The sequence below is a fragment of the Lampropedia puyangensis genome, from assembly GCF_004833285.1.
Taxonomy (GTDB): Bacteria; Pseudomonadota; Gammaproteobacteria; order Burkholderiales; family Burkholderiaceae_C; genus Lampropedia; species Lampropedia puyangensis.
Map to the genome: position 1 here is coordinate 18,423 of NZ_STFG01000008.1, position 13,701 is coordinate 32,123.

The window sequence follows — 13,701 nt, forward strand, 5'->3', positions numbered from 1 at the left end:
AACGAACTTGTGCGCCATAAGGCACAAGTTCGCCCTTCGATCAGCACAGCATTTACCGCGCAGGCAGCACCGTATCCAGCAATGCAGCGTCAGGCAGCAAGCTGCCATTCCACACCTCATCCAGCACAATCGGTTGCTTGGTCTCAAAGACCTGCTCAACTTGTTTGGCGACCTGCGCCAAACGTTCCTTATCCAAGCGGCCAAAGCCTTCTTTGCGTGCATCAGCGGTGTTGACCACTGCATCCAAGGCCATAACCAAACGCCGCTCTTCCATAGGCACATTGATCAAACCATCGCGCGCCTTGACTGACTCAATCGCTGTCTTCGGATCTGCCATCACTTCTTTGACTCCTTTGGAAAAAGCCGTCAAAAATGCCGTTACCGCAGCTGGATTGCTCTTGATCAATTCAGGCGATGCAATGATGACGTTCCCATAGAGCTTCACGCCATAGTCCGGATAGCTGAAGACAGTCACATCCTCAGCCTTGATACCCCGTGTCTCCAGGTTCAGCAGAGAAGTAAAAGAAAAACCCGTAATCGCATCAACATCGCCACGCATCAGCATGGTTTCGCGCAGCGGCGGATCCATCGTGGTCCACTCCACCTTACTGATGCTATTGGCTTGCGCAAACAACGGAAATGCCCGGCGCCCAGCATCAAACACAGGCGCGCCCAATTTCTTGCCCTCAAGTTCCTGAGGCGTTGCAATACCGGTTTTCTTCAACGCCAGCACCGCTGCCGGTGTGTTGTTGTAGACCACCATCACCGCCACAGGCTTGTTGGGTGCATCGGGGTTATTGGCATTGAACTCCATGAGCGCGGCCAAATCTGCAAACCCCATGTCATACGAGCCTGAGGCTACTCGTGTCACAGCACCACCAGAACCATTGCCTGAATCCACCGTAACATCCAGCCCCTCCTGTTTGAAATACCCTTTTGCAGCAGGGTGGGTAAATAATGCAGCGGGGCCTTCAAACCGCCAATCAAGCTGAAATTTAATAGGGGTTTGCGCTTGCACTGCAGCGCTCAAACAAACCATGGCTATTGCAGACAAAGACCATCTGGCGGCGATTCGTAAAGTCATGGGTATAGGCTCCTGTTGATCAGGCCACAAGCGCACGATTGCAGCTTGCAACACACGATGTAAAGCGTATCCATAAGCAAAATCGATGCCGAAAATTGCATACACCTCTTAATTTCAGCTGTATGCATTGCCATGCCCATCCTTCTCGCTGAACATACAAACCTGCAACACTAGCCTGCGCACCATGTTTACTCGTACTGCCCCAGCACACGCTCATTTGACGACCGTACATGCCCCACAAAAGTACAAATGCATCAGTGGCATGCGCCGCAATTGGGCGTAAGGCAGTGGCAACAAGCTGTATCAAGTTGGCACAAAAACTGCGTGCAATTTGCGCTTGTGTTAGCGCAGCGGCCCGAGCGCGGCCAGCATTGTGTTTTTTACTTCATCAGGAGCTTGCCCCATGTTTCCCAAATTCGCCCTTTCTGTTATTGCCCTTGCAGCCTGCTCGGCCACATGGGCTCAAAACACCGTCACGATATCGGGAACCGCCGACATGTACGTCGGCTCTATCCAATATGCAGGAACTGAGCGCCAGAACAAACTAGGCAGTGGCGGCATGACCACCAGTTGGATTGGCTTTTCTGGCACAGAAGATTTGGGCGGCGGACTCAAAGCAGGCTTTGCATTAGGCTCGTTCATGCGGCTTGATTCGGGCGCATTGGGGCGCTTTAATGGTGACACCTCTTATGCACGCGATGCCAATGTGAGTCTCTCCGGCAGCTTTGGTAGTCTCAAGCTCGGGCGCAGCAGCTCACCCAATTTTGTGCCCTCACTGCTGGTCAACCCATTTGGCGCATCATTTGCATTCTCCCCCTTGATTCAGCACATGGACATGACCAACGTGCCGGGCTACACCAAAACCGCCCAAGCAGACACTGGATGGAGCAATCAGGTGGTCTACAGCACCCCAAAAATCTTCGGTGGCTTAACGGTGAACTTGCACTACCAATTCAGTAACCAACCTTCCCCCAACGACGACAAAAACAATGCCGCTATTAGCGCCACCTATGCCAGCGGGCCGCTTCTACTGTCAGGTTTTTATGAACAAGCCGAGTTGAACAACCCCACCGTCACCATGCGTGCACTCAAAGCCAAAGATTGGATGCTGGGCGGCGCGTATGATCTGAAATTCCTCAAAGCTTTTGCCAGCTACGGCGCCGCTGAAGACATGGCCCAGCAAGACGATGAAGCCGCCACGGTTCAAGCCGGTGTTTCCATTCCACTGGGTTCAGGCAAGGTGCTGGCCTCTTATGCACAAACCAAATACGAAGTATCTAGTGCATCAGACTTGACACGCAAAACCCTATCCCTTGGCTACGACTATGCACTGTCTAAACGCACCGACGTCTACTCCATCGTGATGCATGACCGCTTCACTGGCACCAACAGCGGCACCAGCTACGCCATTGGGATTCGGCATCATTTTTAATGCTCCTCTTTCAATGCCGCAATAGATCCAAATAAACCTTTGCCAAGAAAAGCAAAGGTTCGAGCCATCAACCAATAAACGCAGCAGCAAAGGCATATGCAAGATGGCAGCGCAAACCGCCTTCCGTGCCTGGCTTGCCTTCATCAACCTATTGGTCAATATCAGAGAGATTGAAACCAAAGGCTTGCACGTTAATCGCATCAACTCGGTTTTGCTGCATAAACCAAACCCAAGCCGATACCCCAACCCCAGACGTAGCTATCCCATGGTGGCCGTCTGGGTATCCGCACTAGGTGAATCAACTCAATGTGGCTGCTCGAACATTGAGCGCCACGAGTTGCCTTTCAAAGGTTCTCGCCTTGCCTTTTTCACCGAACGTTTTGAACGCAATTCATCTTCGCCTCCACCAGCGATCTACAGTGGAAGCCACTCCAATCTTTCCAGATACCGCCTCCTCTAGAACAACATGCTGAGATCACGTCATTGCGCGCTACAAAGACAAAGGCTGCACGTTGCGAGGAGGAATGATTGGCATTCTGTGCATGTTATGGCAAGACTCACAAAGGTTTTTGTGTCGTAGGCGCCATCACCATTCGAGCATTGAATGCTTGACGCTCTAACAACAACTTTTGCTCAATGACGAGCTTTACTTCTGCGCACACAGAATCAGTTATTGGAATAAAAAAATCGCTCCAGAAACATTTGCTCTCGTATAAAGTGATTTGGCATATGCACTCTCAGTCCGGCTGGTTGTAGCTCGCCTCTAAGGCACAATGTTCGCCATAAGCATCCTCTCGAATATCGTTTTCTTTCGTATGCAAATACTTGTCACCGGGGGCGCTGGTTATATCGGCGCACACACAGTTGTTGCCTTACTGCAAGCCGGCCATGCCGTTCATGTCGTGGACAATTTGTCTAATAGCCATGCCAGCGCGATAGAGCGGATTGCTGAGATTGCCCATGTTCGCCCAGCTTTTACCCAAGCGGATGTACGCGATACACAGGCCATGACAGCCCTGTTGCAGCAAGATGCGACTGATGCGGTTATCCATTTCGCGGGACTTAAAGCCGTAGGTGAGAGTGTGCAGCGCCCACTGGCTTACTACGACAACAATGTGGCTGGCAGCTTTAGCCTGCTCAAAGCGATGCAAGCAGCGCAAGTGCGCACTTTGGTCTTCAGTTCTTCGGCCACTGTGTATGGGCCTTTGGCGCCTGTGCCATACCAAGAAACCATGCCGCTAGGGGTCGCCTCAAACCCTTATGGAACCAGCAAAATCATGGTGGAGCAATGCTTGGCTGATTTGTGCGCATCCGATACACGCTGGTCTGTAGCGGCACTGCGCTATTTCAATCCAATAGGCGCCCACCCAAGTGGCTTGATTGGCGAAGATCCACAAGGTATTCCCAATAATCTTTTGCCCTTCATCACGCAAGTTGCAGTGGGCAGACGCGCCCAGCTGTCGATTTTCGGAGGAGATTACGACACGCCAGATGGCACTTGTCTGCGCGACTATTTGCACGTAATGGATTTAGCACAAGGACATTTGGCTGCACTGAATGCGCTGAGCCTTACTGGAGAGGCAAACGCCTTGCATGGCCGTGGTCTGCAAGCTTGGAATTTAGGCACTGGCAAAGGAACGTCCGTACTAGAGATGGTGCGCACTTTTGAGCGCATCAATGGCATGACAATCCCCTACGCGATTGCGCCGCGGCGCGAGGGTGATTTGCCTGCCTTCTGGGCTGATGCCAGCTTGGCTGCGCAGCAATTGGGCTGGCATGCCCAACTAGGCTTAGAGGAGATGGTGCGCGATGCGTGGCATTGGCAATCGCGCAATCCGCAGGGTTACGGCAAACCTGAGACAAGTTTGCGCTAAACGATTGATTCAGGCCCCGTTGGGTTGGTCGCTGTGTGCAGCCAAATGGCGTTCCACCAAACTGCCTTGTCGGTAATGCCGCTTCACCAGCCAGGCATTGAGTTTGCTGCGTTCACCACCCCGCAATTTGACCAATGGTGGCCATACTGCAGCGCTGCCCTGTGCCCATAAAAGCCGCGCAAACAATGGGCGCCGCTTCCAGCCCGATTGCACATGCAACCAATACGCACTGTCTTCAGCACGCAACAAGCATAAGCGCATCGGCGTGTGTTCGCGCGGTTGGCTTTGCAGCACCTCTTGCGCAACGACATGGATGGTGTGGTAGCTAGGGTCACCAATTTTCTGTGTCAGCGCTTCATACCGCCCTTGCGCGCGCAGCTGCTCCAAGTAATCAGCCGTGTCACCAGTGACGGCTGCTGCCTCAAATCGCTCAAGCCATTGCGTTATAAACCGGCTACCAGGTGCAGCGGCCAGAAACCAGCTCTCTATCACTGGGAAGGCTGCACGCGTGGTGTAGCCCTGCAAATAAAACCCCACAAATTCTGCCTGCTCTGCCTTTTGCGCACGATCAACCCAATCGAGCGGCTGGGTCAAGATGATGGATGCATCGAGCCACATGCCACCATAGCGATGCAGCAATGCCAAACGAATCCAGTCGGTTTGCTTGGCAATGTTCAGTCGTGCCAGCGTATCGGGTACGTATGGTAAAAATTCCGCCAGATTGCCTGGATGCAAGACATGCACATCAACCCCCGGGTTTAACCGTTTCCAACCGGCAATGCAGCGCTGCACGATATAAGGGGGAGTGGGTTCGTGCCAGTATGTCCAGATCGTACGTGGAATTTCCTGCTGCGCATGGACGCAGCCATCATCGAGCACCACCTCCTGCACAGCAGGCAAGCTTTGCAAGCGGCTATGCCGCCTCACCCACACAGCAGCGCCTAAAGCCAACAGCCCCAACCCAATCAACACCAGTAAAACCACTAAGGCGATGCTCCATGTGCTTGTCATCATTGCTCCTTCGCGCGGTTGAGGGCGCCTTGATCCACCAGGTAATGGGCGGCAAGACTGTCTGCACCATACAAACCTCGAGTCAGGTATTCATCGAGTTTCTTGCGATCAGGCCCCCGCAGTTTGATTAGAGGCGGGACGCGCCCTTGTACAGGCATAAAAAATAAGCGCCGCTTCAGTCCAGCACGGTTCCAACCTGCTTGTTCATGCAGCAAAAAAGCGCTCTCTTCCGCTTGCAGCAAATCCAAACGGTAGTTGGCATCAGCCCGTTGCAGCACCCGTTGGATTGCCAGGTGCATACTCAAGTACAGAGGACTGTCGATGCCCTGAACCACGGATTCATACACCCCCAGCTGTTGAAGCTGGTCAACGTAATGCAGCGCACTCTTTTCGAGCACTTGCTGGGTAAATTCTGCTTGAATATCAGCCACCAACGCAGTGGCTGGCGGCACCGCCATGAACCAATTCTCCACAATCGGGTACTGGGGCAAATGGGTGAACCGCTGCAAATAGAACCCTACAAAATCGCTGCCCGTGCGCGCTTGCTGCTGTAGTACCCAATCGAGGGATTCGGTCAGAATCGTACTGGCATCGACCCAAATCCCACCATGTAGGCGCAGCAACTCAAGGCGCAGCCAGTCTGAGCGCTGCTGAACGGATACCCGCGCCAGCGCTGCTGGCCAAGCATGGATATGCTGCAGCGCCGTTTCATCATTGAGGACTTCCACACGCCATTGCGGGTGAAGCTTGCGCCACCCGTCAATACACCGGGCAACAACCAATGGCAATGTGGCACCATTCCAATACGCCCAAATAATCCGCGGAATGCTGCTCTGTGGGAGAGGTTGGCGCTGCGCCTGCGCACACGGACCAAAAGCCACCGTGCACACCACAGCGGGCTGGTAGTTTGGCAGTGCGGAGGGAAACCAACGGCTCCATGCCTTTACCCAACCAGCCAGCACAAACTCCCCACGTGCGCGCCAGCCCAATTTCTGTATGGTAATTTCAGCCACGAACGGCTCCCTGCATGCGGTGCAACTGCCCCAGCGGTCGGCGCGCGCGCAAGTAACGCGCCCACCAGCCTCGCCTGAGATAGTGTTGAAACAACTGCGGCACAGACAAAGCACTGGCTTGCAAAAACACCTCAACCATACGGTTACGCTGCGTTGCTGAAAAAGCCACCTGACCGCGCTCACCAATACGCAATGCACTCATGTAATTTCGCGCGGCTAAATGGGCAATTGCAAACTGCACACCAGGAGCTGCCAAAGCGCCGTTGACCTTCACCTGTCGCAGATAGTCTGCACCAAATGCATCTAATGCCATTCCCAAATCAAACGCTTTCGCTGGACTCAGGCTGGAAAGAATGCTGCCCTCTCGCTGGCGATAGGCCACCCATACTTCAGGCACATACACAAAGCTTTGTGCCCGCAACAGCACTCTGGGCATGGTAGCCATATCCTCAAAATAGGCCCCCACAGGAAACTGCAAGGGGTCACTCGTCGCATCGGCTTGCCACAGACTGCGTTTGGTGATTTTGGACCATGGGTGCATTTGACCTGCGAGGAACAGCCCCTCAATCAACGCCGCTGTATCGTGCACCAATCGTCCATGCGGACCAACAAAGCTACGGCAATGGCGCTCGCCCCGAAGACGGTGCTTAAACTTTTCCCTATTGCGCCACATCCGAAAATCACACAGCACCACATCAGGGCTGGATTGCTGAACCACCTGCTGTAAAGCCCTGATTGCCCCCGGCTGCAAGGCATCATCAGAATCCACAAACCACAAATACTCGCCTTGTGCATGGCACAACAAAGCATTGCGTACAGCACTGATTCCTAGGTTACGCTCGTGCCCCAAAATCCGAATAGCCTGTGGCCACTGCTGCTGCAGTTGCAGGGCAATGTGGGCCGAGTCATCGGTAGACGCATCATCAAACAGCAACACCTCAACCCCAGTGCTGGCTTGCTGCATGATGGATTCCACACATTCACGCAAATACGCTTGAACGTTATAAACCGGTATCAACACACTCAGCCAGACAGAACCGTCCTGCTGCAGTGACTGCGCATCAATGCTGCGCACTTGTGCTTGAATCGCGTTCGGCGCCTGCTCACTGGTTTGCTCTCCCATCGCTTCAGCCCTCTTTTCGGAGCATCTGCGCAGCGTGTGCACAATCCTCTTGGCCCAGCAAAGCTGCAAACTCCGTCTCATATGCAGACGTCATCTGTTCAAGGCTGTAATGCAAGGAGGCGTCGTTCCGGCCTTGGGTAGCCAGTGCTTGCGCCAGAGCGCCATCGGTCAGCACGCGCTGCAAGGCATCTGCCAAAGACTGTGGCGACTGGTGCTCTACCAGCAGGCCGTTGTGTTCATGGGCGATAACCTCTTGCACGCCGGGCACACGGCTGCCCACGACCACGCAGCCTGCGGCCATCCCTTCAATCACAGACAAGGGCATACCTTCATAATGGCTTGACAACACACACACTTGGTTGCGCATCAGCAGGCTCGGCACATCGGGGTGAAAGCCCAGAAAATGCACTTGCGTCTCAACGCCCAACCGTTTGGCTAGGCGCTCAGCCTGACGGCGTAAATGGGCACTACCACCACCGGCCAACCAAACAGGAGGTGTCACGCCACGACTACGCAGCAAGGCCACAGCCTGAATCAATGTCGCATGGTCTTTTTGATTGCCAAACCGCGCGGCCATGACCACCCCTGGCTCACGCATGTGCAGTGGCACAGGGCCAGCCTCGCCATAGGGTTCCAGACGAACACCGTTGGAAATCGCGATCGTCTTCTCGGCCGGAAAGCCCAGTGCCAGCAAACTGGCCTTAACGCCTTGCGAACAGCCAATGATGCGGTCAGTACGCTCAGCCAGCCACAACGACTGCTTCAACCGCCACCAGGTGTAGCGCTCGCGGCTGTTGTGCTCGACATGCACCATGTGCGGCACACCCGCCCACACTCCGGCATAGCGCGCCCAGATATGGTCACTGAAACCATGCGCCACCAAAATATCTGGCCGCCATTGCAAACAGAGCTTGCGCAGCTGCCAAATGGTGGCCATATGAGGCCAATGCGTGACTACTTCCACCTGCACGCCACGGGCGCGCAAAGCATCTACCCGCCGCATATCGGTTTGGGGTTTGCGGCGCAGCACCAAAAGCGCATCAAAATGCCCACTTTGTGCATGCGCCAGCACCAAATCGAGCGCAACCTGCGTGGCCCCGGAAAAACCCCCCGTCACAAAGTGCAGAACTTTCGGGCGACTTGCAGCCTCGTGCGTAGCGTGCTGAGGAAGTGTGCCCGCCAGCACCATACTCATCCCTTGCACACGCAAAAATAAGAAGGCGCCGAACCTACCAAGCATAGCGCACGCGCCGCACCACAGACCGCAGTCACAACAGAGGTATAGGCATCACGCAGCACGGACAAGCACCTGATAGGGGTTAACGCAATTCAATGGCCGCGAAAAACTTCGCCTGCACGCAGATGGTATGCCGTGCCGCAATAAGGACAGCGTGCACTGCCTGTGTGTGCAACATCCAAAAATACGCGCGGGTGGTTGTCCCACAACTGCATTCCAGCTTTAGGGCTAGGGCAGAAAACGCCGCCATTTTCATTGAGGTCTTTGGCCAGCAGTTCAATACTGGCAGAAGTAGTTGTTGTTGCGTTGCTCATAATTGAAAAAAGAAATCACGAATCCAGATGCACTCTACTGACCATGACAAGACAAAACAAGTATTTAGAACGTGTCTGCGATCTCCACCCAGTCGAGCAAGACTGAAAAAAAGGTAGTGCAAGGTGCTTTTTCGGCCTTGCCCTTCAGGTTGGAGTCCGTAAACACGTCCTTACATCCTGCACGCTGCTGATCAGGTCGATTGTAGAGGCCTTCGGCCATATTTCTGAAGCGAACACTCCAGTCCATGCAACGCAGCCCAGAAAAAAACCAACATAAACAAATAACACATCGTGCCACTGTTATGCGCAAAGAAAACTTGCGTCCAGCCAAATGCTATGTACATCAAAATGATGGCAGACGCACTCAAACGCAGCCATAAGACGGCCTGAACAGCAGCCACGTTTTGTCCATCGCTCGTGGCGGCAATACCGCGCATACGTGATGCCGTAGGCCAAAACAATGCCAATGGCACAACATAAAAAACCAGCAGCATTACCACCCCAAGTCCACCACGCTTAGCGAACATGTCCAGCACTTCGTTGTGTGCATGGTCAAAATAGGTTGTGGACACATCAAAAAGGCCCAACTCTACCAAGCGGTTTTTTTCTTGCTTGTAACCGACGTCCCCCCAACCCAGCAGAGGTTTTTCCAGCCCTAAATGCCATGCGAGGCGCCAATGCTCCAAACGGTGCCCCACTGAAGATTGGGCTTGGCCATCGGCTTGGTATGCCGCGACTTCTGTGCTCATCAAATCAAACCGCTCTTTGATCACATGCATATTACTCAGCAGCGGAACCGTTAACAGCAAAGCAACGACCAGCAGCCACCGCAACGGTATAGTCTTTTGCTGAAGCTGGATTTGACGCAGCAATGGCCAGCATAAGACAGGCAGCCAAATCAAAGCCAACCAACCGCCCCTGGAGAGAGACAGTACCGAAGCCTCCATGGCCAACAATACGGCGGCAGCAGACCCTATGCGCCAACGCAAAGAGAGTGCACGCCAGCCCACAGCCAATTGCAGAGCAGCCAACACAGCCAGCATCAATGCCAAATTACCGAACTGAATGGCATTGGTATGGCCTGCCGCACGGACCATGCCTTGGCCATAAACCTGCCACAACGCAATGGCACCAGCACCCAGCCCCCCAACCACACCCCCTAGCCGCAGCGCTTTGACGGAAGGCGGGTAAGCCACGGCATACAGCAGGCACGGAATAGCCAATGCGTATTTAGAAAAACGATCCCAGCGCCCTGAACCACCTTGCCCATCACTTTGAAAGAGCCACAACAAACCCACCGCCATAATGGTTGCGGCCAGCCACAGGGTTTCACGGTCAAAGCGGTGCATAGGCCATCGGTGCAAACTCCCCAAGCTCGCTAACAGCAGCAGCACAGCGCCCCACGAATAGCCCGATGGCAACCACAACGCCAAGCCAGGCAGCATAAAACCAGCCAAACTGGTCAGCGTATTCATGCACAAAGGCACACCCAGCCAGTGACGCACGACTAGGCTATGACTTGCGCCAGATAGCGCCACATCATCAGGAATCAAAGCCATAGTAGCGCAAAATCATCCAATACGACGTTGGACATCGTCGCTGAGCTGCTCGTAATCGTATCGCAGCGCGGCATAACGGAAAAAGCTTTCCAACGCTTTAAACAGGCAGTACAAGAAACCAGCCCCGCCCCCCAAAAAACCCATGCGAATGACGTAGTAACGAATGAAGGCCATGGCACCCGCAGCCAAGCCACGCAAGACCCCTCCACGCTTGCCCTGCTCTTTGCGCTTAGTCGCACCCAACATGGCGTATTGCACCATCTTCGCCATCGAGGTGCTGACATCAGGGTTGGTGTAGTGAATCAACAGACTTTGGATATCCTGTCGGCCGACTTCTGCTTCCCGCAAAATGGCCTCTTCGTGCACGACACCGTCAAAGCGCTCAATCAAACGGCGGGGAAACAACCGCGCCACCCGTGTGCGCGACATGCTCTTGGGTAGTACCCGACCAAACGCCACCAATTGCCAACGGATGCGCCAAATGCTGTGCTGGTCATTGTCGGACACGATGCGCAGCAGTTCTTCGCGAAACGCTGGCGTGATGACCTCATCAGCATCAAGAAAGAAGACAAAATCGCCACTGACATGCGAAAGCAGATGGTTGCGTTGCACAGCAAAACCGCGCCAATCAGGGTAAATATGCACGCAGGCACCTTTAGTGCGTGCAATCTCTACCGTGCGGTCGGCACTACCGGCATCCACCACCACCACCTCATCGGCAAACGCCGCACTGTCTATGCATTGGCCAATCAAGCGTTCTTCGTTGAACGCCAAAATGGCGATGCTCAAGCGCGGCCTTGGAGTATCACTCGAAGGCGCAGCATCAATGTTGGGTTGTTCAATAGCTGAAGGCACGCGTGGCAAAAGTTCAATCGTGGCGGATATCAACATGCAAGGGACATGCAAGTGGGTTTCCCCTCATAACGCACCACTTTATATTTTTTATGACAAAACAAAGCTGCCCATTATCAGACTAAGCACCACCAGACTGGTGCTTTTTACTTTACCAGCTGTGAAATTATGTTGCTTCTCTGCTCTCTGGAGAGGTCTCTACAGGATTCTCTGTGCGTCCAAATTGCCAATTCTGGAGTTTGCTATTCACAAACACGGCATCAACCCACGCGCCACCCGGATCTGTCCAACGGTGGCATACCTGCGGCGCATTAGGATCACCCTGAACCTCACCAATTGCACGCGTGAGCTGCACAACTTGCAACAATGTCATGCCTTGCTTTAACTTGGAATTGAGCATGATTGCACTAGAAATACGCCCCTTGGGTGTCCCAGAGGCCACTTTCAATATCTTCATCACACGCGTGAGGTGCAGCAGTATGAAAAAGACCACCGCCCCCAGCACCAGCATAAAGCCTGCCCAGCCACGGTTGTAGTAGCCCACCATCAACACACTGACGGCAGCGACCAACCACACCAGAGTTTTAACATTTGATTGCATGGGCATGCATTCTATCGGCAGGCAATAACCACCGCCGTAGGAAAACCGCTCTTTTCTCTTGTGGTCAATATCTGGGAGATTTAACGACCCGCTCCCAAGGTGGCACGCAATGCCGCTACGGCGTTCTGCCCGCTCAAGACAGCACCCTCCAAAGTGGCCGGGTAAGGACCGTCAATGTAATCCCCGCAAGCTACGAGTGTTGGCCAGTCAGCGTGCATGCGCATGGGCGGGCGCACCAACCCAGCACTACAGCGAAAGGTTGCACGCTTCTCAACCACCGTGGCAATAGGCAGCCATGCCTTAGGCTTTTCATCTGCCCCACCTGAAAACAGGGGTAGCGCCTGTTGCAAACGCTGAGATTGCTGCAGCACCGCTTGCGTCAAAGCCTCCTTGCCTTCCTGCAAAGTGCTGGCCACCCATGCGGTCAGCCCGCGCTGGCCTGCAAGCTGATGACGATCAAACACAAATTGTGCAGGTCCATCATGCACCGCCAACATAGGGCGAGGCAAATCTGCAGTGCCATGGCTCCCCACATCAGCCTGCAAATACACCGTAGCAATCGCTTCATAACGCAGTTGACGCGCCAAATGCAACCAATGTGTAGCCGAGCCAGCGACATTGTCTAGCGACGCCAAATCGACACGCGCTCTTTCACCAGCTCGCACACGCAGCGCATCTTCTGCGCAGTCAGCCAATAATCGCGTCGCTTCCCACGCAGGGCAAGCGATGACAACGGCATCAAAGACCGCATCATCCAACTGCCACTGCCCACAACCAGGGGCTGCCTGAGAAGTGCCCGAGCGCAGCAGCCTTCGCAAACGCTCAACCCTTTGCCCCAGAAAAACATGCGTTCCCTGGCGCTGCAACCACTGCACAGCAGGCTTAGCCAGCACATCCCCTAATGGTTGGGTGGGCAACAGCATATCGGCGCTGCCTGGCCCACCCGCCAAGCTGTCTTGCAGAACACGCAAGAAAACCTGGGCGCTGGCTTGGTCAATAGGCGTATTCAAACCAGCAATGCACAACGGCTCTATGAATTGCTGCACCAGCTCTGCAGGCAAGCCCGCGCACAACTGCGCCACCGTCATACCCTCTTGCGCAGCAAAGTGTTGTCGTTGCCATTGCGCGGCCTTGCGCAACAATGCCCAGCGAGCAGGCCATGACCAACCTTTGGCTGTGGCAATACCCCAAACACCCGCAGCAGCCTGTAACGCAGCAGGCCACTGCGGCAGTGCCAAACCGCAGCCATGCGCATCTCGTAAATCCAAGGGCAGTCGAAGCAACGCGTGCTCCACTGAAACACCTACGGTCCGCATCAGTGCAAGCGAAGCCCGATACGCGCCAATCAAAATGTGTTGGCCGTTATCGAGCGTCCATGTGTCTGGCGTAACACCTGAAATAGCCGCCGTCGCAGGTGGCGTCTTGGCCCGAACAGCCACATTGCGTGCACGCCCGCCCGGTTCACGTGCAGCCTCATACAAACTGACCCGCATTCCAGCCTGGGTGGCGGCAACCGCCGCCGCAAGCCCTGCCCAGCCAGCCCCCACCACAGCGACCCGCACGGGGTCCCGCTGGTGTCCGTATAGCTCCCTAAGCATGCG

The 13,701-nt window shown here is 54.5% G+C and carries 13 protein-coding genes; 3 read left to right on the top strand and 10 right to left on the bottom strand.

Annotation, left to right across the window (positions count from 1 at the left end; translation table 11 throughout):
* Nucleotides 1-52: 52 nt before the first annotated feature.
* Nucleotides 53-1,039, bottom strand: coding sequence for an ABC transporter substrate-binding protein (locus E9531_RS08805; RefSeq protein WP_244610058.1), 987 nt, complete (start codon nt 1,037-1,039; stop codon nt 53-55).
* Between the two features lie 448 nt (nt 1,040-1,487).
* Between E9531_RS08805 and E9531_RS08810 the strand changes: the two genes are divergently transcribed.
* From E9531_RS08810 to galE, 3 genes are all read left to right on the top strand, one after another.
* Nucleotides 1,488-2,516, top strand: coding sequence for a porin (locus E9531_RS08810; RefSeq protein WP_136573397.1), 1,029 nt, complete (start codon nt 1,488-1,490; stop codon nt 2,514-2,516).
* Between the two features lie 103 nt (nt 2,517-2,619).
* Nucleotides 2,620-2,976: a hypothetical protein gene (locus E9531_RS08815; protein WP_136573398.1), complete on the top strand. Its 357-nt coding sequence runs from the start codon at nt 2,620-2,622 to the stop codon at nt 2,974-2,976.
* 355 nt (nt 2,977-3,331) lie between these two features.
* Nucleotides 3,332-4,390: a UDP-glucose 4-epimerase GalE gene (galE, locus tag E9531_RS08820; RefSeq protein WP_136573399.1), complete on the top strand. Its 1,059-nt coding sequence runs from the start codon at nt 3,332-3,334 to the stop codon at nt 4,388-4,390.
* A 9-nt stretch (nt 4,391-4,399) separates the two neighbouring features.
* Here the strand turns inward: galE and E9531_RS08825 are convergent, their stop codons facing one another.
* The 9 genes from E9531_RS08825 to hpnE all read right to left on the bottom strand — a co-directional run bounded on the left by E9531_RS08825 (nt 4,400) and on the right by hpnE (nt 13,698).
* Entirely contained in the window at nt 4,400-5,401 is a 1,002-nt protein-coding gene (locus tag E9531_RS08825; RefSeq protein WP_158291747.1) for a glycosyltransferase family 32 protein, read from the bottom strand.
* Nucleotides 5,401-6,414, bottom strand: a complete 1,014-nt coding sequence (locus E9531_RS08830) for a glycosyltransferase family 32 protein (protein ID WP_244610053.1) — start codon at nt 6,412-6,414, stop codon at nt 5,401-5,403. The genes E9531_RS08825 and E9531_RS08830 overlap by 1 nt, the downstream gene beginning before the upstream one ends.
* The gene (locus E9531_RS08835) at nt 6,407-7,537 is read right to left on the bottom strand and encodes a glycosyltransferase family 2 protein (protein ID WP_136573401.1); all 1,131 of its coding nucleotides are present in this window, start codon (nt 7,535-7,537) and stop codon (nt 6,407-6,409) included. Before E9531_RS08835 ends, E9531_RS08830 begins: the two co-directional genes overlap by 8 nt.
* Nucleotides 7,538-7,541: 4 nt before the next feature.
* Nucleotides 7,542-8,726, bottom strand: coding sequence for a glycosyltransferase family 4 protein (locus E9531_RS08840; RefSeq protein WP_136573490.1), 1,185 nt, complete (start codon nt 8,724-8,726; stop codon nt 7,542-7,544).
* A gap of 140 nt (nt 8,727-8,866) precedes the next feature.
* Nucleotides 8,867-9,088 carry a zinc-finger domain-containing protein gene (locus E9531_RS08845; RefSeq protein WP_136573402.1) on the bottom strand — a complete coding sequence of 74 codons (222 nt, stop codon included), beginning with the start codon at nt 9,086-9,088 and terminating at the stop codon, nt 8,867-8,869.
* Nucleotides 9,089-9,279: 191 nt separating this feature from the next.
* Complete coding sequence (locus tag E9531_RS08850) at nt 9,280-10,647, bottom strand: O-antigen ligase family protein (protein WP_244610054.1); 1,368 nt, start codon at nt 10,645-10,647, stop codon at nt 9,280-9,282.
* A 12-nt stretch (nt 10,648-10,659) separates the two neighbouring features.
* Complete coding sequence (locus E9531_RS08855; protein WP_136573403.1) at nt 10,660-11,538, bottom strand: glycosyltransferase family 2 protein; 879 nt, start codon at nt 11,536-11,538, stop codon at nt 10,660-10,662.
* Between the two features lie 127 nt (nt 11,539-11,665).
* Nucleotides 11,666-12,100 (bottom strand): glycerate kinase, encoded by a 435-nt coding sequence (locus tag E9531_RS08860; RefSeq protein WP_136573404.1) that lies wholly within the window; start codon nt 12,098-12,100, stop codon nt 11,666-11,668.
* 80 nt (nt 12,101-12,180) lie between these two features.
* Nucleotides 12,181-13,698, bottom strand: a complete 1,518-nt coding sequence (gene hpnE, locus E9531_RS08865; protein WP_136573405.1) for a hydroxysqualene dehydroxylase HpnE — start codon at nt 13,696-13,698, stop codon at nt 12,181-12,183.
* Nucleotides 13,699-13,701 lie beyond the last annotated feature (3 nt).

Excerpts from the sequence above, each read along its gene's own strand:
- E9531_RS08805 (WP_244610058.1), bottom strand. The coding sequence starts at position 1,039 with ATGGTTTGTTTGAGCGCTGCAGTGCAAGCGCAAACCCCTATTAAATTT.
- E9531_RS08810 (WP_136573397.1), top strand. The coding sequence starts at position 1,488 with ATGTTTCCCAAATTCGCCCTTTCTGTTATTGCCCTTGCAGCCTGCTCG.
- E9531_RS08815 (WP_136573398.1), top strand. The coding sequence starts at position 2,620 with ATGGCAGCGCAAACCGCCTTCCGTGCCTGGCTTGCCTTCATCAACCTA.
- galE (WP_136573399.1), top strand. The coding sequence starts at position 3,332 with ATGCAAATACTTGTCACCGGGGGCGCTGGTTATATCGGCGCACACACA.
- E9531_RS08825 (WP_158291747.1), bottom strand. The coding sequence starts at position 5,401 with ATGACAAGCACATGGAGCATCGCCTTAGTGGTTTTACTGGTGTTGATT.
- E9531_RS08835 (WP_136573401.1), bottom strand. The coding sequence starts at position 7,537 with ATGGGAGAGCAAACCAGTGAGCAGGCGCCGAACGCGATTCAAGCACAA.
- E9531_RS08840 (WP_136573490.1), bottom strand. The coding sequence starts at position 8,726 with ATGGTGCTGGCGGGCACACTTCCTCAGCACGCTACGCACGAGGCTGCA.
- E9531_RS08845 (WP_136573402.1), bottom strand. The coding sequence starts at position 9,088 with ATGAGCAACGCAACAACAACTACTTCTGCCAGTATTGAACTGCTGGCC.
- E9531_RS08850 (WP_244610054.1), bottom strand. The coding sequence starts at position 10,647 with ATGGCTTTGATTCCTGATGATGTGGCGCTATCTGGCGCAAGTCATAGC.
- E9531_RS08855 (WP_136573403.1), bottom strand. The coding sequence starts at position 11,538 with ATGTTGATATCCGCCACGATTGAACTTTTGCCACGCGTGCCTTCAGCT.
- E9531_RS08860 (WP_136573404.1), bottom strand. The coding sequence starts at position 12,100 with ATGCAATCAAATGTTAAAACTCTGGTGTGGTTGGTCGCTGCCGTCAGT.
- hpnE (WP_136573405.1), bottom strand. The coding sequence starts at position 13,698 with ATGCTTAGGGAGCTATACGGACACCAGCGGGACCCCGTGCGGGTCGCT.